The organism is Pseudomonas sp. NFX98 (assembly GCF_047784845.1).
Taxonomy (GTDB): Bacteria; Pseudomonadota; Gammaproteobacteria; order Pseudomonadales; family Pseudomonadaceae; genus Aquipseudomonas.
Window position 1 is genome coordinate 25,829 of record NZ_JBLNNF010000011.1, and the last position, 21,343, is coordinate 47,171.

The following is a 21,343-nucleotide window of genomic DNA, read 5'->3' on the forward strand; positions in this document are numbered from 1 at the left end:
TAGTCCTCAGAAGCCCATGCTCAAATGTTCGGCGATTGGACCCAGAGCCAGAGTCGGCAGGAAGGTCAGGCCGCCCACCAGCAAAATGGTCACGGTCAGCAAAGTCACGAACAGCGGGCCGTGGGTCGGGAAGCTGTTCTGGCCGATCGGCGCGGTTTTCTTCATCGCCAGGCTGCCGGCCAACGCCAGAACCGGGAGGATGTAGCCGAAGCGACCGATCAACATGCCCAGACCCAGCATCAGGTTGTGGAACGGCGTGTTGGCGCCGAAGCCACCGAACGCGGAACCGTTGTTCGCACTGGCCGAGGTGTAGGCGTAGAGCAACTGGCTGAAACCGTGGGGGCCGGGGTTGCTCACCGAGGCCACCGGGCCAGGCAGGCTGGCGGCAATGGCGCCGAGCACCAGCACGCCGATCGGCATGACCATCAAGGTTACTACCAGCAATTGCACTTCCTTGGCTTGCAGTTTCTTGCCGAGGTACTCCGGAGTGCGGCCGATCATCAGGCCGGCGAGGAACACCGCGATCAATACGTTGAGCAACATGCCGTAGAGCCCGGCGCCGACGCCGCCGAAGATCACTTCGCCGACCATCATGTTGACCATCGCGACCATGCCGCTCAGCGGGTTGAGGCTGTCGTGCATGCCGTTGACCGAACCGTTCGATGCAGCGGTGGTGGTCACCGACCACAGCACGGTGGCGGTGGTGCCGAAGCGTGCTTCCTTGCCTTCCAGCGGCGCAGTCTGTTCGACGGCGACGTTGTTCAAGGCCGGGTTCGGTTGGTATTCAGCCCACAGCGACGTCGCGCCGCCGATCAGGAACAGCGCCAGCATGCAGGCGATGATCGCGCGGCTCTGACGCAGGTCTTTCACGTAGTGGCCGAAGGTGAACACCAGCGCCACAGGGATCAGGATGATCGACGACAGTTCGAACAGGTTGCTCCACGCCGTCGGGTTCTCGAACGGATGCGCCGAGTTGACACCGAAGAAGCCACCGCCGTTGGTGCCCAGTTGCTTGATCGCAATCTGGCTGGCCGCCGGGCCGAGCGGGATCACTTGATCAACGCCCTGCATGGTCACCGCATTCACATATTGCGCGAAGGTTTGCGGCACGCCTTGCCACACCAGGTACAGCGCCAGCAGCAGGCACAGCGGCAGCAGGCCATAGAGGGTGGCGCGGGTCATGTCGACCCAGAAGTTGCCGAGCGACGCGGTGGATTTGCGGCCGATGCCACGGCACAGCGCGACCAAAACCGCCAGGCCGGTGGCGGCGCTGACGAAGTTCTGCACGGTGAGGCCGACCATCTGGCTCAGGTAGCTCAACGATGCTTCGCCGCTGTAGGCCTGCCAGTTGGTGTTGGTCATGAAACTGATGGCGGTGTTGAACGCCAGCGTCCACTCCTGACCCGGCAAATTCTGCGGGTTGAGCGGCAAGTGATCCTGAAACAACAGGATCGCAAACAACAGCAGGAAGCCCGCAAGGTTGAACGCGAGCAAGGCCAGCGTGTATTTCTGCCAGCTCTGTTCGGCCTGCGGATCGACGCCGGCCAGACGATAACAGCCGCGCTCGACCGGGCCGAGAATCGGCGTCAGCCAGGTGCGTTGGCCTTCCATTACCTTGTAGTAGAAGCGCCCGAGAAACGGCGCCAGGACCAATACCACCGCGAAAAACGCGAGGATCAGCCAATAGTCATAACTGTGCATAGCCGCTCCTAGTTCCGGTCCGCGCGCAACAGCGCAACCAACAGATAAATGAACAGCCCCACTGCCAACAGCAGTGACACCCCGTCCAGAACGCTCATGGAAGTTCTCCGTGTTACGGCGTATTGCCGCGTGTGCAGCCATTGTCGGAAAGGAGGCTGTAAAGGAACGAGACCGAGGGTGCGCGCGGGGCATAAAGAAAGCGTAAAGAGTGGGTTTATGCGGGCGTTACAGCAGCGTTTTGTCGACCTCTGTGGCGAGCGGGCTCGCTCCCACTGCGACTTTGCGCAAGAATGTCGGCTGTCGCTGCCCATTGCCGGAAAAACACCATGAATGTAATCACCACCGATTTGCCCGGTGTTCTGATCATCGAGCCGAAGGTGTTTGGTGATGAACGCGGCTTTTTTTACGAGAGTTTCAACGCGAGGGCTTTCAAGGAAGCCACGGGGCTGGACGCTGATTTCGTTCAGGACAATCATTCGCGCTCAAGCAAAGGGGTGTTGCGCGGTCTGCATTACCAACTGCAGAACACTCAGGGCAAATTGGTGCGGGTCACTGCCGGTGAAGTACTCGACGTTGCCGTGGACATTCGCCGCAGCTCAAAGCATTTCGGCAAATGGGTGGCGGTGCGACTGTCGGCCGAGAATCATCGTCAGCTCTGGATTCCTGAAGGCTTCGCCCATGGTTTCGTGGTGCTGAGTGAGTTCGCCGAGTTTCTCTACAAGACCACCGACTACTACACGCCATCCGCCGAACGCTGCATTCGCTGGGATGACCCGGACCTGGCCATCGACTGGCAACTGGACGAAGCGCCGCAACTGTCTGCGAAAGACCAGGCGGCGGTGTTCTTCAGGGATGCTGAAGTTTTTTCCTGAGCCATGGCCGTATGCACCTCATCCGCAAGTGCACGATCCTCTTATTGCTCGACAATCCGCCAGATCGGACCAACACTTCCAGTGCAACGCTGCGCTCATGCCTGCAAGTTGTGCGCATTTGGTGTCAACGACTTACTGCAAAGGCTGGTCAACATGCGAATTCTCATCACCGGCGGTGCCGGTTTCATCGGCTCGGCCCTGATTCGAGAGTTGATTCGACACTCCAGTCACGAAGTGCTCAATCTGGACAAGCTGACCTACGCCGGCAATCTCGAATCGCTGACCAGCATTGCCAATGACACTCGCTATGAATTCGTTCAAGCCGACATCATTGATCAAGCCGCTGTCAGTGCTGTGCTGAACCGTTTCGAGCCGCACGCCATCCTGCATCTGGCTGCTGAATCCCACGTCGATCGATCCATCGACGGCCCCGCTGCTTTCATCCAGACCAACATCGTTGGCACCTATAGCTTGCTGGAAGCCACCCGCGCCTACTGGGAGACCCTCGACGAGCCGCAAAGAAGGGCCTTTCGCTTTCACCACATTTCCACCGACGAGGTCTATGGCGACCTGCAGGGTGTCGATGCGCTGTTTACCGAAACAACGCGTTACGCTCCCAGCTCGCCGTATTCCGCCAGCAAAGCGGCGTCCGACCATCTGGTCCGCGCCTGGCATCGCACTTATGGCCTGCCGGTCGTGCTGAGCAATTGTTCAAACAACTACGGCCCCTGCCAATTTCCTGAAAAACTGATTCCGCTGGTAATACTCAATGCGCTGGCGGGCAAGCAGTTGCCGGTCTATGGCAATGGCCTTCAGATCCGCGATTGGCTGTTTGTCGAAGATCACGCCCGAGCGCTGCTCAAAGTGCTGAACGCAGGCAAAGTCGCAGAGACCTACAACATCGGCGGGCATAACGAACAAAAGAATATCGATGTGGTGCGGGCCATTTGCACATTGCTGGAGGAGCTGGCCCCACAAAAACCTGAGGGTGTCGCGCGCTACGTCGACTTGATCACTTTCGTTGAGGACCGCCCTGGCCATGATTTGCGCTACGCAATCGATGCCAGCAAAATCGAACGTGAACTGGGCTGGGTGCCCGCTGAGTCATTCGAAACCGGCCTGCGTAAAACCATTCAGTGGTACCTGAAAAACCTGGAATGGTGCCGACGTGTACAGGATGGCAGCTATCAAGGTGAACGCCTGGGCGCCATCGATCCAAAGGAGTTACTCGCTTGATGAAAGGCATCGTTTTGGCGGGCGGCTCGGGCACGCGCCTGCATCCGATTACGCTCGGTGTGTCCAAACAACTGTTGCCGGTTTACGACAAACCGATGATCTACTATCCGATTTCAGTCCTGATGCTGGCCGGTATCAAAGAAATCCTGGTGATATCGACGCCTCAGGATCTGCCTCAATACCGCAACCTGCTGGGTGACGGCAGCCAGTTCGGGGTGAGCTTCAGCTACGCCGAACAGCCGTCGCCGGATGGTTTGGCACAGGCCTTTCTGATTGGCGAACAATTCATCGGCAGCGATTCAGTGTGCCTGATCCTCGGTGACAACATCTTCCACGGCTCCAACTTTGGCGGGCAATTGCAGGACGCTGCAAAACGCTCTCGCGGCGCGACCGTGTTCGGGTATTGGGTAAACGACCCCGAGCGCTACGGCGTAATTGATTTCGACGACAATGGCCGTGCGCTCTCCATCGAAGAAAAACCGAAAAATCCCAAATCCAGCTACGCCGTTACCGGGCTGTATTTCTATGACAACGATGTGATCGACATTGCCAAGGCTGTCAAACCTTCGCTACGTGGCGAACTGGAAATCACCGACGTCAACAATGCCTACCTGCAACGTGGCGACCTGCAAGTAGAGCGCTTCGGCCGTGGCTTTGCCTGGCTCGACACCGGCACTCACGACAGCCTGCTCGAGGCCTCACAATATGTGCAGACCATCGAACATCGCCAAGGTCTGAAAATCGCCTGCCTTGAAGAAATCGCTTATCTCAATAAGTGGATCAATCGCGAACAGCTGCTTGAGCGCGCCCATTATTTCGGCAAGACCGGATATGGTCAGTACCTGGCTAAATTGGCGGGTGAGCAACAACGATGAATGAGTCCGGCCTCTGCAATCACGTAACCAGGTTATCCCGATGAAAGTTCTCATCGTTGGCCGGCATGGTCAGGTCTCACGTGAGCTGCAACATCGGTTGGGCGCGCTCGGCGAGCTGATCGTGATGGGTCGCGATCAGCTCGACATGGCGCAACCCGATCAGATTCGTCGTCAGGTCCAATGCATCCATCCCGATCTGATCATCAACGCAGCAGCCTATACCGCGGTCGACCTCGCAGAAAGCGAACCGCAAACAGCCTTCGCCATCAACGCCGTAGCGCCCGGGATCCTTGCCGAAGAGGCGCTGACACTCGACATCCCGCTGATTCATTACTCGACCGATTATGTATTCGACGGGATGAAACCCGCTCCTTACACCGAGGACGACAGGCCAAACCCGCTCGGGGTCTACGGCAAGAGCAAGCTGGCGGGCGAGCAGGCAATCATCGAGGTGCAAGGCAAACATCTTATCTTGCGCACCAGTTGGGTCTACTCGACCGAGGGCCGCAATTTCTTGCTGACCATGCAGCGGTTACTGCAAGAAAAAACAGAACTGCGGGTGGTTGCCGATCAGATCGGTGCGCCCACGTGGGCCGGCACCGTAGCCCAGAGCACACTGGCCTTGATTGAGCGCTGGCAGTCACACGCCCCGGCGAACTGGGGTGTTTATCACTTGACCGCTCAGGGCAGCACTTCCTGGTTTGGTTTTGCCCAGGCCATTGGCGAGGCATTGCGGCAACAGGGAAAAACTTGCGCAACTCTGCTGCCGATTTCTTCCAGCGATTACCCGCTGCCTGCCGCCCGGCCACTCAATTCATGCCTGGATTGCAGTCGTTTGCAGCGTGAATGGGGAGTCGGCCTGCCGGACTGGCAAACCGCCTTGCGCGAATGTCTCGCCCAGCAAGCCTGAGTACCTGAGGCCTGCCCACGAAGGTGGCAACAGAGCCACGCCTGCTCCTGGCTGGCGCACAAAAAGCCGGCATTTAGCCGCGAACATCCTCGATACGACAAATTTTCTTCCTTTGCGACCGCTGTCATAACACTGGCACGCCCGCTGCACTGCCCTCCCCGAGCTTTCCAAACCGTTCAGGGAGCAAACGCATGAACACACAACTCAAACCCACGCTGGGCACGCTGCACTTGTGGGGCATTGCGGTGGGGCTGGTGATTTCCGGGGAGTACTTCGGCTGGAGTTATGGCTGGGGCGTGGCCGGGACGTTGGGCTTTCTGGTGACGTCCTTCATGGTCGCCACCATGTACACCTGTTTCATCTTCAGCTTCACCGAACTGACCACCGCAATTCCTCATGCCGGTGGTCCCTTTGCCTACAGCCGCCGCGCCTTCGGCGAGAAAGGCGGATTGATCGCCGGGCTGGCGACGCTGATCGAATTCGTCTTCGCCCCGCCCGCCATTGCCTTGGCAATTGGTGCGTACCTCAACGTGCAGTTCCCCGCCCTCGATCCAAAGCACGCGGCGGTCGGTGCCTACATCGTGTTCATGGGCCTGAACATCCTCGGCGTGAAGCTGGCGGCGACTTTCGAGTTGGTGGTCTGCGTGCTGGCAGTCGCTGAGTTGCTGGTGTTCATGGGCGTGGTCGCGCCCGCCTTCAGCTTCAGCAACTTCGCCCTCAATGGCTGGGCCGGTTCTGATGTATTCGGCGCACCGGCGATTGCCGGGATGTTCGCGGCGATCCCGTTCGCGATCTGGTTCTTCCTCGCCATCGAAGGCGCGGCCATGGCCGCCGAAGAAGCCAAGGACCCGAAACGCACGATTCCCAAGGCCTACATCAGCGGCATCCTGACCCTGGTGTTGCTGGCGATGGGCGTGATGTTCTTTGCCGGTGGCGTCGGCGACTGGCGCACCCTGTCGAACATCAACGACCCGCTGCCGCAAGCGATGAAAACCGTGGTCGGCGAAAGCTCGGGCTGGTTGCACATGTTGGTATGGATCGGTCTGTTCGGGCTGGTGGCGAGTTTCCACGGGATCATCCTCGGCTATTCGCGGCAGTTCTTCGCCCTCGCCCGCGCTGGCTATCTGCCGGCGTCACTGGCCAAATTGTCGCGCTTTCAAACGCCACACCGGGCGATCATCGCCGGCGGCGTGATCGGCATCGCGGCGATCTACAGCGACGGCCTGATCAATCTCGGCGGCATGACCCTGACGGCGGCGATGATCACCATGGCCGTGTTCGGCGCCATCGTGATGTACATCATGAGCATGCTCAGCCTGTTCAAATTGCGTAAAACCGAACCGAATCTGGAGCGCACCTTCCGCGCGCCCTGCTACCCACTGGTGCCAATGATTGCACTGGTGCTGGCGGTGGTGTGCCTGGTGGCCATGGCGTGGTTCAACACCCTGATCGGCTTGATTTTCCTCGCCTTCATGGCCGTGGGTTTCGTGTACTTCGTACTGACTGCGCAACTGCGCGCCGATGCCCCGGCGGATGCGATGTTGACCGGGCTTTAATCAATGACGGTGCGGGGTCATATCAGGCATAGAATGGAACCACTGCGAAAATAATTCGCTCAATAGTGGTATGCAGGATTGATTGGCGAAATCCGTCAATCGACCTGCTTTTAAGGAGAGCCCCTATGCCCTGGTATGCCTGGTTGATTCTGATCGTTGCAATAGGCTCGATCGTTGGTGGGTTGATGATGCTGCGCGACACCGCCACCAAGGTTGAGCTGACCGAAGAACAGCGCGCTCGCGTGGCTGAACGCAACGCGCAAGCGGATGCCAAGGATGCGCAGGACCGCTAAAAACGGCTGAACCGCTTTTCGTAGGATCAAGGCTTGCCCGCGGTGGCGATCTCAAGGACGCTGTCGCGGGCAAGCCTTGCTCCTATAAGTCCAATGTGTGTGGGTAGATTATTTTTCCCAATTGGCCTTGGCGATGTGCAAGCCATGCAGGCCTTTGTACGCTGCGCGCTCCGGCTGGCTCCAGCCCTCCAGCAACGAATCCTCCAGACGATAGATTTCCACGCCCAGCGGGCGACATACGCTCAACGGGTCCTGAGCATCCGGCCCCCACATGGCCAACGACAGGTCGCCCCCCGGGCAGGTCGACAGTGCGCACAGCAAATCGATCTCGGCAAAGAACTCCAGGTAATCGCCCTTCTGCGCCGGACAGGCTTTCATGAAGTACATGTCGTCGTGGTTCAGGCCCGTGCACTGGAAAATATTCAGCACGTCATGCACATCGAATTCGGTCAGGCCGTGGGGCAGTACGGCGCGGGTCAGGTTGGAGTGGCAGTGATGATGGAAATCTTCGCCGGTGAGCATTTTATTCACATAGGGATCGCAACGTGTTCCGAGCAAATCGTGCAAACGACCGCCATGTTCATCGATTCCGTAACCGGCCAGGCTGTCATCGGTGATGGTCACCAGCGGCCGAAGAAACGGCAGGTTCGACCACAACCGGTCATGGGTGCTGACATGCGCGCCCTGCAACTGCCGGGTGCGTGACGCCCACAGGCGTTCGCGCGGATCATGGGCATTCCAGACGTTGAAGTCGCCTACTTGCGGGCCAACAGGGGTTGTAACCCGGAACACATGCCCGGCCGGAACATTCCAGGCGCGGCCGGTGCGAATCGGCACTTCGAAAGACTCGACCAACGTGCGCCCGTCCTTCGCGTCGCGCACCCGTTCGTAGAAGGCCTTGTCCACCTGCAATGCCGAACCTTTGCTGACTTGATAGGTCGCCGGATAGTCTTTGTACATGGCAAGAATCCTCGATCAGTGATGGGAAGATGGGGTGATCATTTGTAAAAGGAGGTGTTCCGAATCGTCGAGATAGAGGCTCATCGCATCCTCGGCGGCGCGTTTATCACCCTCGACCAGCAGCTCATGGATCTGCCTGTCGCGAATCAGCCAAGGCTTCTGAAAACTTGATTCATCGGGAGCCGTGCAGAACACCAGGCGCAACTGCGCGACGACATTGGTGAAGAACTCATCGAACAACGGACTGCACAGCAACCCGACGACGTGCTGATGAAAGGCCAGACTGTGGGTGCCGACGGCCCGCCAGTCTTCGCGTTCCCGGGCAAGCTCAGTCGCCTCCAGCGCTTCGAGCATCCGGTCGGATTGGTAATCGCGCAGCGGGTAGCTGCTGTTGATGGCTTGCAGTTCTAGCGTGCGGCGAACCTTGAACAGGTCCCGCACATCATCAAAACCCAAACGCCGCACCATCACGCCTTTGTTGCGCACATACCGGGTTAGGCCTTCCTGCCCGAGGCGATGCAATGCTTCGCGGATGGTATTGCGCGAGGCGTTATAGGCAGACACCAGATCGTTTTCCACCAGCGCCATGCCGGGCAGCAAGCGACCGCCGATGATGTCGGCGCGCAACTCCAATGTGATGTGATCGGCCAGTGACAGTCCGCTATTCATAATCATCGCCTCAAGATTGTTCAACAATCGTCAGCCAATGGGTAATCACTATTCGTGCCAGTAGTTTGTGATATTCATACTCGTTCGACGCATCTGCATGCTTTTTAGAAGTAGAAGTACAGTCAGCATCCAATTTTCATTGGTTAATATGGGCGCATTGATGTGGAGATATCAGATGCGTTACTCGCAGGACCATAAAGCCCAGACCCACCAACGCATCATCAAGGAAGCCTCGGCACGTTTTCGCCGTGACGGTATCGGCGCGACCGGCCTGCAACCTCTGATGAAAGCGCTGGGCTTGACTCACGGTGGCTTTTATTCGCACTTCAAGTCCAAGGACGAATTGGTGGAGAAGGCCTTGCAAGAGGCCGGTGAACAAGTCGATGGATTATGTGCGCAACTCTTCGCCGAGAATAATCCCCTCGCAGCGTTCATCGACACATACCTGTCGGAATGGCATCAGACTTCGCCCCATGAAGGCTGCCCGCTGCTGACCATTTCTTCTGAGTTGGGGCTGCGTGGTCAGCCGAGCCCGACCAGCGATGTAGTACTCAAGGCCCGGCTCGATCAGATCGAGAGCACCCTGGCAGGAGAGAACGCCGCCGACCGCAGCATTGTGATCATGTCTGCACTGGTCGGCGCGTTGCTGTTATCGCGCAGCGTTGCCGACGCCGAGTTTGCCCAACGCATACTCGACGTCACCCGCGAACACCTGAAGAACTCCCAGGATTAACCCTGCCAGCGCTTGAACAACACGCTGGCGTTGACCCCGCCAAACCCGAAGCCGTTGGACAACGCATATTCGATCGCCATCGGCCTGGCCTGACCGTGAACGATGTCCACGCCTTCTGCGGCCGGATCCGGGTTTTCGAAGTTGAGCGTCGCCGGTACAACCTGATCACGGATCGCCAGCAGGGTGAAGATTGCTTCGATCCCGCCTGCCGCGCCGAGCAAATGCCCGGTGGCGGATTTGGTCGACGTCACCGCGATACCCTTTTGCACACCGAACAACGCCTTGATCGCCGCCAACTCCCCGAGATCACCTACCGGCGTTGAGGTTGCGTGAGCATTCAAATGCTGCACTTGTTCCGGCGCAACACCGGCCTGGTTCAAGGCCAGGGACATCGCACGGCGAGCGCCACTGCCGTCCTCGGGACCTGCCGTCAGGTGGTAAGCATCGGCGCTGGTACCGTAACCGACCAGTTCGGCCAGCGGTTGAGCGCCCCGGGCCAAAGCATGTTCCAGGGATTCAATAACCAACAGGCCAGCCCCTTCACCCATGACAAAGCCGTCACGACCACTGTCGAAGGGGCGTGAAGCGCGTTCCGGGGTGTCGTTATAGCCACTGGACAAGGCGCGAGCCGCAGCAAACCCGGCGAGGCTGACACGATCGATCGCGGCTTCGGCGCCACCACAGACGGCGATGTCGGCCTCGCCGGAGCGAATCAATCGCGCCGCATCGCCAATGGCCTGAACCCCAGCGGCGCACGCCGTAACCGGCGCACCCAGCGGACCTTTGAAGCCGTGCTGAATCGACACATGTCCCGCCGCCAGGTTGACCAGAAACGACGGGATGGTGAATGGCGACAAACGCCGTGGGCCACGGCTGTCCGTGGTGCGCACCGCATCGGCAATCGCGCCGAAACCGCCGACGCCCGAACCGATGATGGTGGCCGTTCGTTCCTGGGCCTCAGCGCTCTGCGCCTGCCAGCCCGCCTGCTCCAATGCCTGACGTGCCGCTTCCATTGCAAACAGAATGAAGCGGTCCATCTTTTTCTGTTCTTTGGGTGGCGTCGCCAGGTCCGGGTCGAATCCGGCCTCGGCATCATCAGCCGCGATCGGCACTGCACCACCGACCTTGGCAGGCAAATCCGCCACCACTGCCTCGGGCAAATTACGCAGCCCGGAGCGCCCGGCGAGCAGGCGCTCCCAGACCACTTCGACGCCGCTACCCAACGGCGAAACCAGGCCCATACCCGTTACAACCACTCGACGATTAGTCATACCGCAAACACCTCATGCCGACATCTCGCGCTTCATTTGTAACGCGAGGCGGCTTTGCTTTTGGAAAGGTTCGGCGCCATAACGTGGCGTGCCGCTACGAAAGCATCCCAGTCGGCGGCATCCGGCAGCGACGGAATGGTGACCAACTCGCCCTGGTCCAGCCCCGACAGTGCTGCGTCAACCATCTCACCGGCTTCCATGACCATCTCTGCCGGAATCTGCGAAGCATCAATACCGGAGCGTTCCCAGATTTCAGTACGTGTTACGCCTGGCAACACAGCCTGGACCTTGACCCCGGTGCCATCAAGCTCGGCGTTCAACGACTGGGTCAGGCTCAGCACATAGGCCTTGCTGGCACTGTAGGTCGCGTTGAAACGCTCGGGAAACAGCGCCACCACGGAGGCAATGTTGATGATCGTACCCCGGCCCGCCTTGGAAAAACTGGCTGCCGCCGCTGAAGCCAGGCGGGTGACCGTTGTAACGTTCAACTGAATCATTCGCTCCAGCAGATCGGTATCGGCATTGCCCAACAAACCATCCGCAGCCACACCGGCGTTATTCAGCAGCAGACTGATACTCGAATCGCTACGTAACCGTTGCTCAAGTTTCAGCACATCATCCTTTTGCGTCAGATCGGCTTTGAGCACTTCGACCTGAACGCCGTACTCGGCGCGCAACTTGCCAGCCGCCTCATCCAGTCGCTGCTGATCGCGCGCGACCAGCAACAGATCAAAACCACGCGCCGCCAGACGTTGCGCATAAACCGCGCCAATGCCGGAAGAAGCACCGGTAACGAGGGCCGTACCTTGGGACTGGACAGAATTCATGACTGTGCTCCTGAGAGAGGCTTGAATGGAAAGCCAAGCGCCTCGTTCTCAAGGCGTCTTGACGGCAAACTCATTTATTATAGACATAATCTAATCTGCATATGATAGCCATAATTTTCACCACGCCGACAGAAGGCGTTGACTCTTTGCGTTCGCCGGAATGCAAAAAGGCCGGTCAATGACCGGCCCCTTGGCGTTGAATATTGAGCTTAGTTCACTTCCAGCTTCTCGCGATTGCGATCCAGAATTGCCTTACCGATGCCCTTCACTTCCAGCAATTCGTCCACCGATGAGAACGGCCCATTCGTTTCACGATATGCAACAATCGCATTGGCTTTGGCCGCACCGATACCGGCCAACTCGCGATGCAATGTTGATGCATCGGCCACATTGAGATCGATCTTGGCGGATTGTGCCTGGGCGGAAACCTCCATCACCACTGAAGAAGCATTGGCCTCCGGCTTCACCGCCGGTGCCGCGATAGCCGCGATAGAAGCGCTGGTGAGCAGGGCAAAAACCAGGGAATAAAAATAGCCAGTACGCATAAATGAAGCTCCATGACATCGATTGAGAAAGCAGCTTTTCCGAAGCTGCCTCCCAAACTTAGGCGATGAATGGAGACTGTCAAAAACGTGTCCGTTACAGGATGTGAAACAATCAGGGTTCGAGGCGACGCTGCTGGTAGATCCAGTCGACGATATCGCCGTCAGGAGTGTAGCCGCTGACCGTCTCGCGCAAGAGTTGACGTACACGCTCGTAATCGTCCAGTGCGACCGCTCCAAGCAACTCGGTCAATTTCATCTTGAGTACTTCCCACGTCACGAAGTCCTCATTTGCCGTCATGATCATCGGATGTGACGTCGCCGATACGTTATCGCCAATCAACAGTTCTTCGTAAAGCTTTTCACCGGGACGCAGACCGGTGAACTCAATGGAGATATCACCATGGACGTTCTTTTCAGATCGAACGCTCAATCCTGACAAATGGATCATTTTTTCTGCCAGCTCGACGATTTTCACCGGTTCGCCCATGTCCAGCACAAATACGTCACCCCCTTGCCCCATGGACCCTGCCTGGATGACAAGTTGCGCCGCCTCCGGGATGGTCATGAAATAACGGGTGATTTTGGGGTGGGTAACGGTCAGGGGACCACCGGACTTGATCTGCTTGTGAAACAGTGGAATAACAGAGCCGGAAGACCCCAGTACGTTACCGAAACGAACCATGGTAAAGCGGGTTTTATTGACTCTGGACACGCACGCTTTGTCGCCAAACAACACAGGCGCTTTTTCACGGCTGAGCGCCTGGAGCGTCAACTCGGCGAGACGCTTGGTACTGCCCATGACGTTAGTGGGCCGCACGGCCTTATCAGTAGAGATAAGTACAAAGTTCGCGACACCTGCCTGCAGAGCGGCCTGTGCCGTATTCAACGTACCAATGACGTTGTTCAATACACCTTCGGCAATGTTGTGCTCAACCATCGGCACGTGCTTATAGGCAGCCGCGTGATAGACAGTATCGACATGCCAGGTTTTCATCACGTCCAGCAGTTTTTCTTCATTACGCACCGACCCCAAAATCGGCAGCAACTTGACGGTCAGTGACTCACGTGCAATTCGATGCTCAAGCTCGGACAGGATACTGTAGAGGTTGAATTCACTATGCTCATAGAGAATCAACGTCGTAGGCTTCAACTCAAGTATCTGCCGGCAGAGTTCTGAACCGATTGATCCTCCCGCCCCGGTCACCAGTACCGACTGACCGGAAATGCAATGCTCGAGCAGGTCTTCTTGCGCCGGCACGGCATCACGCCCCAACAGGTCCGCGATGTCCACCTCTTGAATGTCATCGACCTTCACCCGCCCGCTCGCCAGATCCATAATTCCGGGCACACTGCGAACATGCAGTGGAAACCGTTCCAAGAACCCGAGAATCTCCCGACGGCGACCACGGTTTGCCGAAGGGATCGCCAGAAGTATTTCCTGCGCACCCGTCGTATCAATCATTTGCTGTATGTGCTTCGGCTTGAAAACCTGCAAACCGGAGATCACACGGTTGGCAATGCTCCCATCATCGTCAATAAATGCTACCGGCCGCATCAGGCGGCCCATACGCAAAGCTGCGACAAGCTGGTTGCCGGCAGCCCCGGCACCATAGATGGCCACTTTTGGCAATCCATTATCATGATTGGCAAAAGGCACGTGTTGCGCCGCTGCAAACCAGTCACCCAGAAAATACTGGCGCATGGCCAATCTCAGGCCACTGATCATGACCAGGCTGAGCCACCAGAAATTGAAGATGATCGAACGAGGAACAACGTTCTGATGGTTGCTGTACCAGTAGACGATCACACCGAGGATCAAAGCCGAAAGGCTGATCGCTTTGATGATCGCGATGAGAGCATCAGTCCCGAAATACCGCATTACCGCGCGATACATGCCGAAATGAGCGAACAACGGAATCGAAACAAGGGGTGCGCAGACAAAAAGCCAGATATGGTCACTGAATGGGTTGACCATTTCCTCTATGCCGAGCCTTACAACAAAGGCTAACCATAGCGCCCCCCAAACCAGAACGACGTCAGTCAAGATCTGGATTACGCGCTTTCGACGGCGTGACAATCCCAACAGTAAACCCCTCAGTCCATCCATACCCACTCCTGACACCTCATCCGGCTCCGCATTGGATCTAATTCACTCATTCTACGTCTCTACGAGAAGCGACGACCGAAAAAACTCGATTTTCCTTCATCATATCGGAACGATGGCGGAATGCCCGCTCGATACTCCCTTGAAAATGCACACCGCGCGGATTTGCAGCAATGGCGCAAGACTAAGGTCTTGCTACCGCGCCGGATAGTCGATCCAGCTGAATCCTTTGCAGTTAGATTGCCGCAGAAGTTCCGCCATCACTTTTTTATCCTTGTTCACTACCCAATGGCGGTAGGCCATCGAATTCCGACCACCCGTCGGCTCGTCAATGCTCGGGTTAAACCCGGTGAAAAAAACGCTGTCCGAATTGGCTGCACCTCGCTGCCCACGGGGGTTCGGAGCCTTTACAAAGCGGTCCTTGGTGTTATTCTCTGCCATCGGTAAGGAGCCTGCTGCTCCTGTCAGCGGATCACTCGACAGATTTTACGGGGCGCATGATATTTCCATTTCGCCGATGACGCAGACATTAATTTAACAATATCGACAAAAATTCTTAGAAAAAATTAAAAACGAGCTAAGTTAGTACGGGGGTTTCAGTCAGGACTTTCACGCTACTCGTACGCCATAACACACCTACCTGTAAAGGCATCGACACACCATGCCTGAGCTTTAAACGAGAAACCCTGATGACAGCAATTCAATGAGTCTGAAAGTAGCCATTAACAGGCCGTCGCTAGCCAAGGCCGTACGCGCCTTTTCATGGCTGACCATTGATCGGATCGGCCAAGTACTCACCACACTCACTGTAAGCGCGTTGATCGCCCGTGGAGCAGGTGTTGAATCCTACGGACAATGGCAGGTAGCTCTCTCACTTCTGTTCATGCTTGCAACACTTTCTAACTTTGCCAGCAATGATGTCACGATCCCACTAGTTATTGCCAAGGGAGATCACGGCAAGAGCGTTATATCAGCCGCATTAAAACTGCGCTTCATGGCCGCCCTGTTCAACATTGGGGTAGGCGTGCTACTTGCACTTTTCTGGCCCGGCACCTCTCCGCTCTTGGTCATACTGATATTACCAATACTTCTCCGAGAGCCAGTTATCGCGGTCATGATGTGGTTCATGGCAACGGGAAATGTAAGACCGTATGCACTCATTTCCATATCAACCCTTATTGTGCGCCTATTCTGCACATTAGTTATTTACCTCGCTGACAAACCACTTTACTGGTACGTCATTCCGTTGCTCATCGAAAATGTTTTCTTTGTCGGGCTGCTGTTACGCGAAGCAAAAAAAGAAAAAATCGGACTATTCCAAACGGTCCCGAGTGAGTTGCTACGGAGCATGGCCTATCTTTCCGGCTGGGGTTGGCTCGCAGCAGTGGCGTCGCTTGCCATCATGAGAGCGGATCGATTGCTGCTTTCTGCACTGGTCCCGGCAGACAGTCTGGGCTTGTACTCCGCTGCCGCCCAAATCAACGACAACTGGTACTACCTGGGAATATTGATGGCCGGAGGGCTCGCGCCCACGCTGATTTACAGAGCGAAACCGGACTTGGTGGTTCGCAACACCATTGTACTGACGCTTGCAGTTCTTTCGACATGCGTGGTGGGTGCCGCCTTCATATCGTTCTTTTCGAACAGCATTGTGCTAATAATCTTCGGTAAAGAATTTCAAGCATCTGTGGACATTCTGAAGATAACCACATGGACGACCGCGCTAATTCCAATTGACATGATCCTCAGCCTTCCATTGCTGCACTTTCGAAAAATAAAATGGGTAGCCATAAAAAACATCTGCATTTTACTTGGTGTTTTAAGCATCGCATATTTGCTTTTCCCACTTTACGGCATTTACTCACCCGCCATAGCCCTCGCTACCGGATACCTTGTCTCCATAACTTTAACCTGCCTAAAAATTCGCACCTTGAGGGTGGAAGATGAACGTTGAAATGAATAGTCCTTCTAAAATCCATCAGCTATCAGGCCCCTCAGTCTCACCGGCTACCTTGCTTTGCGGCTTTACATTAATTGCCGGGTTTCTAGTGTTAAACCAGAGCTCACTGATTGACGGATCTGAATCCTGGTTCAACACCTTTGCAGGCTTAGAGTTTTTTGCAATTCTGATATTTTCCGCTATCAGCGCTGCGTTAATTGAAAAAACGATAATCCACCCATATATTTTCCTTCAAGGGACCCTGGCGCTTTTTATCGGTGGGCGTTTCCTGGCCTCGCCTTTCATTGGTGCCGAGATCTTCTCTGATAACAACTATATCCCAATCGAGTTGAGCTATTCGGAAGCCAGTCATCTCATGAGCCGCATTTGCGGCGCATTATTGATGATTCATGCCGGCTATTTGCTCATACAAGTGCTCCACAACAACAAACGCATTACCTTTCCCAAAGACAAGGCACAGAAAGGGTTATTCATTCCCTGCATTGCGCTTCTCTTGGTTTCTACCGTCATTTCCATGTACGGAATCAGCCAACATTACGCGGCATGTGTTGAGCGTGGATACATGGCGATTTACCAGGATCAGGGCACCGACAATCTCCTGCGCCTTTCTTCGATTGGACAGTATGGCTTGCTGCTGGGTGCCGGCCTAGCGTTTGCCACATCCAAGCGTTGGCTCCAGATGCTCGCGATCACTTTAGTCACGGGCTATTACATTGCCTATCTGGGTGTAGGTTTGAGAAGTGGCTTCCTGGCCCTCGTACTCATGGCTACCTGGCTTGCGCACACTCGCTTGAAACGACTGAACATCATCACCTTGATTTTCGTTCCAGTGTTAATGTTCGGCCTCGCTCAATTATCAACCACCGTAGGATGTCGAGCATCGGGTGGCGAAGCGCCGGTAAAAGAAGTTCCATCGCATTCCACAAACTCGGCATCAAAAATCCCTGAAGCAATTCAGCGCTACCAGGAAAATTTGAAACTACAGCAACTGGCATGGTTTACCTATCTGCAAGGTTCAACACTGGTATACACCGGTGCAGCTATGAGAATCGATAACTATCCGAGCAGCGCCTTTTTCCAAACCTTCATTCCAGGTTACAGCCAGATTGCTCACGCTATCGAACCGGATAAACTGAACTCCGACTTTTACTTCCCCCACTACTTGGCCAGAAGCTACTCGGAAGAAAAATATGAGAAGGGATTCGGCATGGGCTGGAGCATCTTTTCAGACCTATCCGCGTTTTCCAAACAAAACGGCTTTTTGTTTGCCCTGTTCTCTTTGATTCTTGGTTCAGCTATTGCTTACCTCCTCAAGGGCATTGAAACCAGCGCTTACCTGTACGGAGCATTGATATGCATCTTCATGAAACTGATGCTGCTGCCGCGAAGTGGACTCTATAGCGTGATCCCCTACTTAACCGTCTTTACCGCGCTTTTCCTCGGGTGGAAATTTTTCATGTATCTGATTCAATTAATAAGAAAAGAAAAAAACCTCACAGACGAAACTCGACCGTCGTAAATACCCCTCCGCAATGAAAATCGGTTGACCGAATATTAATTTCCCAGCCGATTTTCAGTATTCAAAAGCACACAATCATGACAAAGCGTCGATTAAATGAATTGGATTTGCTGCGTTTCCTGGCGGCTATTGCGGTAGTCATTTTTCACTATGCTTTTCGGGGATATGCGGGGGGAAACATGTCCGTAATGCCCTACCCGTTACTGGCTGAGCCCGCAAAATATGGTTACTTGGGGGTGGAGCTGTTTTTCATGATCAGCGGCTTTGTAATTCTAATGACCGCCTCCAACAACACCCTGAAGCATTTCTTTATATCTCGTGCCGTACGACTTTACCCGGCTTTTTGGGTGTGCTGCACCATCACCTTTATAATTACCCTTGCCATTGGGCAGCCCAGATACACCGCAACGTTCTATCAATACGTTGTCAATATGACACTACTAAGCGATTTCATGAGCATCCCTTCGATAGACGGGGTTTACTGGTCGCTATTTGTAGAAATCAAATTTTATCTTTTGATCTCGGTCCTGCTAGCCTTCAAGAAGATAGAGAAGATCGAGACCTATTTGGTACTTTGGCTACTGATATCTGCTATGACAGAAGCTTTTTCCTTTGGAAAACTGCGCTCCATATTAATTACAGACTACTCCGCCTATTTCATAGCAGGCGCGACGTTCTACCTCATATGGACTGAAGGCATCACCAAGACACGACTTTCACTACTGATTGGTTCACTGGCACTGGCTTGCTATACAGCAATCGTGTTCGCAAAGCTACTTGAGACCATTTACCCTACACAATTCAACCTTGTGATCATTTGCAGCATAATTACCATTTTCTTCATGACGTTTTATTTGATTGCCACAAACAAGACGATTGCAATAGGTGCGTGGAACTGGACCGCTTTGGGCGCACTCACCTATCCACTCTACTTACTGCATCAAATGATAGGCTTCATGATTTTCAACATCGCATACCCCGCCGTGAACCCGCATCTACTACTGTGGGGCACCACCGCTCTCATGATAGCTGCGTCCTACATCATCCACAAAAAAGCTGAAGTACCTATCAGCAATCTATTAAGAAAACTCCTTTCCACCTCCCTTGTTCGCGTAAGGGGCTGATCAGTAATAACTTCACAGGTATTACCGACTTCCAGAGACATCCCACACTTTAACCCCACCTTTGGTATATAAAAAAGCCTCTCTAATCGAATTAGAGAGGCGCTTTACATCAAACACATTAAACGACTGCTACTAACCACAACTCAACTACTGACTGATTTCACGTGCACCCGCATGAAACTTTATTGCCAGGAAGATGAGGGGGGCATACGCCACAACCAAACCAGTCGTACCATCAAGTTTTCCAAGTGCGATCAATATGGCAATAGGCGTGAGCCATAACAAATTAATACCGCCAATGGCCAACGTGACAGGAACATGCTTTCCAAACTGACGGGATGCAAATTGATACCCATGGCTGCGATGTGCCTCATAGACCTTATCGCCTCTTAACAGCCTGCGAACCAGCGTAAAGGTTGCATCGACAATGAACACACCCAACAACACCAGCCAGGCCCAAAGCAATTGAGGAGCCTGCCAGGCTGCTTGAATCGACAACACGCCTAGTGTGATTCCAAGGAATCCACTACCTGCATCCCCCATGAAGATTCGTGCGAGCGGGAAATTCCAGTAGAGGAAACCCATGACGGCCATGGCGAGTACCAATGGAAGCCAAACAAGTCCGACAGATCCAGTCAGGTAGTAAATCAGGGCAATAGCAAGGCAAATACATATCGCCTCAACACTTGCAAGTCCATCAATACCATCCATAAAGTTGTAAAGATTCAACATCCAAACCAGATAAACCGCGGCCAGAATATTGCCTATCCATCCCATATCGATAACTAAACCGAATATTGAAACAGCAGGCAAGCCTCCTAGCCAGAACAATGCCCATGCGGCCGCACTAAAGTGACCGAGCAATCGCCAGCGAGCAGCGATGTGCCCATGATCATCCAGAAACCCAATCACAGCGACGGAAAATCCTGCGCCCAAGAGGGCGATCAAACTCGCCCAAGCTGAACCTCCTGCAAGCCCCAGAAGGGGTATGACTGCCAAAAAACTCAGAACAATGGCAACACCACCACCACGGGGTGTAGGAAGCTGATGGGAACTGCGGGCGTTAGGAACGTCCAACAGGCTGCGCGATAACGCGTACTTGCGTAATGCCCCAGTCAATAACAGGGAAATAATCAATACTACGGGCAGAAGCCAAAAAGTCATCTTTTAACGATCCAGGTTAATTAATTCAAAGATTTTAGTCAGACCGCCCCGATTTGTACCGCATCCCGGCTTCTTTCAACGCTACAGAGGTGGATTGTCGAGGAACCCACCCCAAGAGTTCACGGGCCTTGGATGAGTCAACCACCAGCGACCGAAAAAGCTGCGTATAAAGCGAGGACTTGCCTAGCATCCTCGCGCCCACTTGAGCAATCGATGCTGGAAAAGGAAGCAACCACACACGTCGCCCCATACCCTCTGCAAGCAAGCTGACAATTTGCCTGGTAGATACATCGTCGCCGTCGGAAATCAAGAACAGTTCATTTGCCGCAGCAGGATGATCAATGCACAGGCTGATGAAATCAGTGAGATTGCCTAACGAAACCATACTCCGTTTATTATTTGTCATCGCAAATGGTAACGGTATTCCGGACTTCACCAGTTTAAGTAGACGCTGAAAATTACCAGGAGCCTTAGCCGAGTACACCAGAGGAGGCCGGATTATGACCAACTCCATCAAGCTACCCTGCACGAGTTCGAGCAACATCTGCTCAGCGCTTCGCTTGGACTCGGCATAAATGGCGTGCGGCGCATTCGGGCTGGACTCGTCGAACGCCTTGTTCTCGGTGTAAGCCCCATTAACGCCTATGGAACTGATAAACACGAAGCGCTTGACCCCTGACTTCAGCGCTTGCTGTGCCAGGTTTACCGCCCCTTCTACATTGACCCGGTGAAAATCAGCCTGATCGTCACTTGCATCGAGCACATGCGCACGTGCGGCCAAATGAACAACTACCTCAACCTCTTCAAGAGCCTCGCTCCAATCGGTTGTCGCGCTAATATCTCCAACCGCCACAGTCTGCGACGAGCCAACGACGTCGTTGCCCAGTTTCCTGACAGAGCCTTTCACATGGTGAAGGCCCTCGCCGTTCAGTCTGTCAATCAGTGCGCGACCCACAAACCCTGTGGCACCTGTAACCAGAACATTCATAATTCGACCAAGTATTATTTGTGCCTGCCAAGAACA

General features: G+C 54.8%; 21 protein-coding genes. 10 read left to right on the top strand and 11 right to left on the bottom strand.

Annotation, left to right across the window (positions count from 1 at the left end; translation table 11 throughout):
- Window positions 1–6: 6 nt before the first annotated feature.
- Both kdpA and kdpF read right to left on the bottom strand, forming a co-directional pair.
- Complete coding sequence (gene kdpA, locus ACM110_RS15990) at window positions 7–1,701, bottom strand: potassium-transporting ATPase subunit KdpA (RefSeq protein WP_416128543.1); 1,695 nt, start codon at window positions 1,699–1,701, stop codon at window positions 7–9.
- An 8-nt stretch (window positions 1,702–1,709) separates the two neighbouring features.
- Window positions 1,710–1,799: a K(+)-transporting ATPase subunit F gene (kdpF, locus tag ACM110_RS15995; protein WP_007899818.1), complete on the bottom strand. Its 90-nt coding sequence runs from the start codon at window positions 1,797–1,799 to the stop codon at window positions 1,710–1,712.
- Window positions 1,800–2,027: 228 nt separating this feature from the next.
- Here kdpF and rfbC point away from each other — a divergent pair, with 228 nt between their 5' ends.
- From rfbC to ACM110_RS16025, 6 genes are all read left to right on the top strand, one after another.
- Window positions 2,028–2,573, top strand: coding sequence for a dTDP-4-dehydrorhamnose 3,5-epimerase (rfbC, locus tag ACM110_RS16000; RefSeq protein WP_416128544.1), 546 nt, complete (start codon window positions 2,028–2,030; stop codon window positions 2,571–2,573).
- 153 nt (window positions 2,574–2,726) lie between these two features.
- Window positions 2,727–3,809, top strand: a complete 1,083-nt coding sequence (gene rfbB, locus ACM110_RS16005; RefSeq protein WP_416128545.1) for a dTDP-glucose 4,6-dehydratase — start codon at window positions 2,727–2,729, stop codon at window positions 3,807–3,809.
- Complete coding sequence (gene rfbA / locus ACM110_RS16010; RefSeq protein WP_416128546.1) at window positions 3,806–4,684, top strand: glucose-1-phosphate thymidylyltransferase RfbA; 879 nt, start codon at window positions 3,806–3,808, stop codon at window positions 4,682–4,684. The genes rfbB and rfbA overlap by 4 nt, the downstream gene beginning before the upstream one ends.
- Window positions 4,685–4,724: 40 nt before the next feature.
- Complete coding sequence (rfbD, locus tag ACM110_RS16015; protein ID WP_416128547.1) at window positions 4,725–5,594, top strand: dTDP-4-dehydrorhamnose reductase; 870 nt, start codon at window positions 4,725–4,727, stop codon at window positions 5,592–5,594.
- A gap of 191 nt (window positions 5,595–5,785) precedes the next feature.
- The gene (gene eat, locus ACM110_RS16020; protein ID WP_416128548.1) at window positions 5,786–7,150 is read left to right on the top strand and encodes an ethanolamine permease; all 1,365 of its coding nucleotides are present in this window, start codon (window positions 5,786–5,788) and stop codon (window positions 7,148–7,150) included.
- Window positions 7,151–7,275: 125 nt separating this feature from the next.
- Window positions 7,276–7,443: a DUF2897 family protein gene (locus ACM110_RS16025; protein WP_338585414.1), complete on the top strand. Its 168-nt coding sequence runs from the start codon at window positions 7,276–7,278 to the stop codon at window positions 7,441–7,443.
- A gap of 108 nt (window positions 7,444–7,551) precedes the next feature.
- On the opposite strand, the gene ACM110_RS16030 is transcribed toward ACM110_RS16025, so the two are convergent.
- Window positions 7,552–8,403: an urea carboxylase-associated family protein gene (locus ACM110_RS16030; protein ID WP_416128549.1), complete on the bottom strand. Its 852-nt coding sequence runs from the start codon at window positions 8,401–8,403 to the stop codon at window positions 7,552–7,554.
- A 15-nt stretch (window positions 8,404–8,418) separates the two neighbouring features.
- On the bottom strand, window positions 8,419–9,072 hold the full coding sequence (locus tag ACM110_RS16035) for a GntR family transcriptional regulator (protein ID WP_416128550.1): 654 nt from the start codon (window positions 9,070–9,072) through the stop codon (window positions 8,419–8,421).
- Between the two features lie 175 nt (window positions 9,073–9,247).
- Here ACM110_RS16035 and ACM110_RS16040 point away from each other — a divergent pair, with 175 nt between their 5' ends.
- Complete coding sequence (locus tag ACM110_RS16040) at window positions 9,248–9,805, top strand: TetR/AcrR family transcriptional regulator (protein ID WP_338585410.1); 558 nt, start codon at window positions 9,248–9,250, stop codon at window positions 9,803–9,805.
- Here the strand turns inward: ACM110_RS16040 and fabF are convergent.
- From fabF to ACM110_RS16065, 5 genes are all read right to left on the bottom strand, one after another.
- Window positions 9,802–11,076, bottom strand: a complete 1,275-nt coding sequence (gene fabF, locus ACM110_RS16045; RefSeq protein WP_416128551.1) for a beta-ketoacyl-ACP synthase II — start codon at window positions 11,074–11,076, stop codon at window positions 9,802–9,804. The genes ACM110_RS16040 and fabF overlap by 4 nt on opposite strands.
- A 32-nt stretch (window positions 11,077–11,108) precedes the next feature.
- Window positions 11,109–11,903 (bottom strand): SDR family NAD(P)-dependent oxidoreductase, encoded by a 795-nt coding sequence (locus ACM110_RS16050; protein WP_416128552.1) that lies wholly within the window; start codon window positions 11,901–11,903, stop codon window positions 11,109–11,111.
- Between the two features lie 209 nt (window positions 11,904–12,112).
- Window positions 12,113–12,448, bottom strand: coding sequence for a ComEA family DNA-binding protein (locus tag ACM110_RS16055; protein ID WP_416128553.1), 336 nt, complete (start codon window positions 12,446–12,448; stop codon window positions 12,113–12,115).
- Between the two features lie 112 nt (window positions 12,449–12,560).
- Window positions 12,561–14,555: a polysaccharide biosynthesis protein gene (locus ACM110_RS16060; RefSeq protein ID WP_416128554.1), complete on the bottom strand. Its 1,995-nt coding sequence runs from the start codon at window positions 14,553–14,555 to the stop codon at window positions 12,561–12,563.
- A 192-nt stretch (window positions 14,556–14,747) separates the two neighbouring features.
- Complete coding sequence (locus ACM110_RS16065; RefSeq protein ID WP_416128555.1) at window positions 14,748–14,993, bottom strand: hypothetical protein; 246 nt, start codon at window positions 14,991–14,993, stop codon at window positions 14,748–14,750.
- Between the two features lie 262 nt (window positions 14,994–15,255).
- Here ACM110_RS16065 and ACM110_RS16070 point away from each other — a divergent pair, with 262 nt between their 5' ends.
- From ACM110_RS16070 to ACM110_RS16080, 3 genes are all read left to right on the top strand, one after another.
- A complete protein-coding gene (locus ACM110_RS16070) occupies window positions 15,256–16,506 on the top strand; it encodes a hypothetical protein (RefSeq protein ID WP_416128556.1) in 1,251 nt (416 codons plus the stop codon).
- Window positions 16,496–18,031, top strand: a complete 1,536-nt coding sequence (locus ACM110_RS16075) for a hypothetical protein (RefSeq protein ID WP_416128557.1) — start codon at window positions 16,496–16,498, stop codon at window positions 18,029–18,031. The genes ACM110_RS16070 and ACM110_RS16075 overlap by 11 nt, the downstream gene beginning before the upstream one ends.
- Window positions 18,032–18,108: 77 nt before the next feature.
- Window positions 18,109–19,155, top strand: a complete 1,047-nt coding sequence (locus ACM110_RS16080; protein ID WP_416128558.1) for an acyltransferase family protein — start codon at window positions 18,109–18,111, stop codon at window positions 19,153–19,155.
- Between the two features lie 147 nt (window positions 19,156–19,302).
- On the opposite strand, the gene ACM110_RS16085 is transcribed toward ACM110_RS16080, so the two are convergent.
- Window positions 19,303–20,319, bottom strand: a complete 1,017-nt coding sequence (locus ACM110_RS16085; RefSeq protein ID WP_416128559.1) for an MraY family glycosyltransferase — start codon at window positions 20,317–20,319, stop codon at window positions 19,303–19,305.
- A gap of 34 nt (window positions 20,320–20,353) precedes the next feature.
- Window positions 20,354–21,307 carry an NAD-dependent epimerase/dehydratase family protein gene (locus tag ACM110_RS16090; RefSeq protein ID WP_416128560.1) on the bottom strand — a complete coding sequence of 318 codons (954 nt, stop codon included), beginning with the start codon at window positions 21,305–21,307 and terminating at the stop codon, window positions 20,354–20,356.
- Window positions 21,308–21,343 lie beyond the last annotated feature (36 nt).

What these genes read in the sequence shown, in the direction of transcription:
- ACM110_RS16040 (WP_338585410.1), top strand. Translation starts at nt 9,248, where the DNA reads ATGCGTTACTCGCAGGACCATAAAGCCCAGACCCACCAACGCATCATC.
- eat (WP_416128548.1), top strand. Translation starts at nt 5,786, where the DNA reads ATGAACACACAACTCAAACCCACGCTGGGCACGCTGCACTTGTGGGGC.
- ACM110_RS16055 (WP_416128553.1), bottom strand. Translation starts at nt 12,448, where the DNA reads ATGCGTACTGGCTATTTTTATTCCCTGGTTTTTGCCCTGCTCACCAGC.
- ACM110_RS16060 (WP_416128554.1), bottom strand. Translation starts at nt 14,555, where the DNA reads ATGGATGGACTGAGGGGTTTACTGTTGGGATTGTCACGCCGTCGAAAG.
- rfbD (WP_416128547.1), top strand. Translation starts at nt 4,725, where the DNA reads ATGAAAGTTCTCATCGTTGGCCGGCATGGTCAGGTCTCACGTGAGCTG.
- ACM110_RS16070 (WP_416128556.1), top strand. Translation starts at nt 15,256, where the DNA reads ATGAGTCTGAAAGTAGCCATTAACAGGCCGTCGCTAGCCAAGGCCGTA.
- ACM110_RS16065 (WP_416128555.1), bottom strand. Translation starts at nt 14,993, where the DNA reads ATGGCAGAGAATAACACCAAGGACCGCTTTGTAAAGGCTCCGAACCCC.
- ACM110_RS16085 (WP_416128559.1), bottom strand. Translation starts at nt 20,319, where the DNA reads ATGACTTTTTGGCTTCTGCCCGTAGTATTGATTATTTCCCTGTTATTG.
- rfbC (WP_416128544.1), top strand. Translation starts at nt 2,028, where the DNA reads ATGAATGTAATCACCACCGATTTGCCCGGTGTTCTGATCATCGAGCCG.
- kdpA (WP_416128543.1), bottom strand. Translation starts at nt 1,701, where the DNA reads ATGCACAGTTATGACTATTGGCTGATCCTCGCGTTTTTCGCGGTGGTA.
- ACM110_RS16030 (WP_416128549.1), bottom strand. Translation starts at nt 8,403, where the DNA reads ATGTACAAAGACTATCCGGCGACCTATCAAGTCAGCAAAGGTTCGGCA.
- kdpF (WP_007899818.1), bottom strand. Translation starts at nt 1,799, where the DNA reads ATGAGCGTTCTGGACGGGGTGTCACTGCTGTTGGCAGTGGGGCTGTTC.
- rfbB (WP_416128545.1), top strand. Translation starts at nt 2,727, where the DNA reads ATGCGAATTCTCATCACCGGCGGTGCCGGTTTCATCGGCTCGGCCCTG.
- fabF (WP_416128551.1), bottom strand. Translation starts at nt 11,076, where the DNA reads ATGACTAATCGTCGAGTGGTTGTAACGGGTATGGGCCTGGTTTCGCCG.
- ACM110_RS16075 (WP_416128557.1), top strand. Translation starts at nt 16,496, where the DNA reads ATGAACGTTGAAATGAATAGTCCTTCTAAAATCCATCAGCTATCAGGC.
- ACM110_RS16050 (WP_416128552.1), bottom strand. Translation starts at nt 11,903, where the DNA reads ATGAATTCTGTCCAGTCCCAAGGTACGGCCCTCGTTACCGGTGCTTCT.
- ACM110_RS16090 (WP_416128560.1), bottom strand. Translation starts at nt 21,307, where the DNA reads ATGAATGTTCTGGTTACAGGTGCCACAGGGTTTGTGGGTCGCGCACTG.
- ACM110_RS16035 (WP_416128550.1), bottom strand. Translation starts at nt 9,072, where the DNA reads ATGAATAGCGGACTGTCACTGGCCGATCACATCACATTGGAGTTGCGC.
- ACM110_RS16080 (WP_416128558.1), top strand. Translation starts at nt 18,109, where the DNA reads ATGACAAAGCGTCGATTAAATGAATTGGATTTGCTGCGTTTCCTGGCG.
- ACM110_RS16025 (WP_338585414.1), top strand. Translation starts at nt 7,276, where the DNA reads ATGCCCTGGTATGCCTGGTTGATTCTGATCGTTGCAATAGGCTCGATC.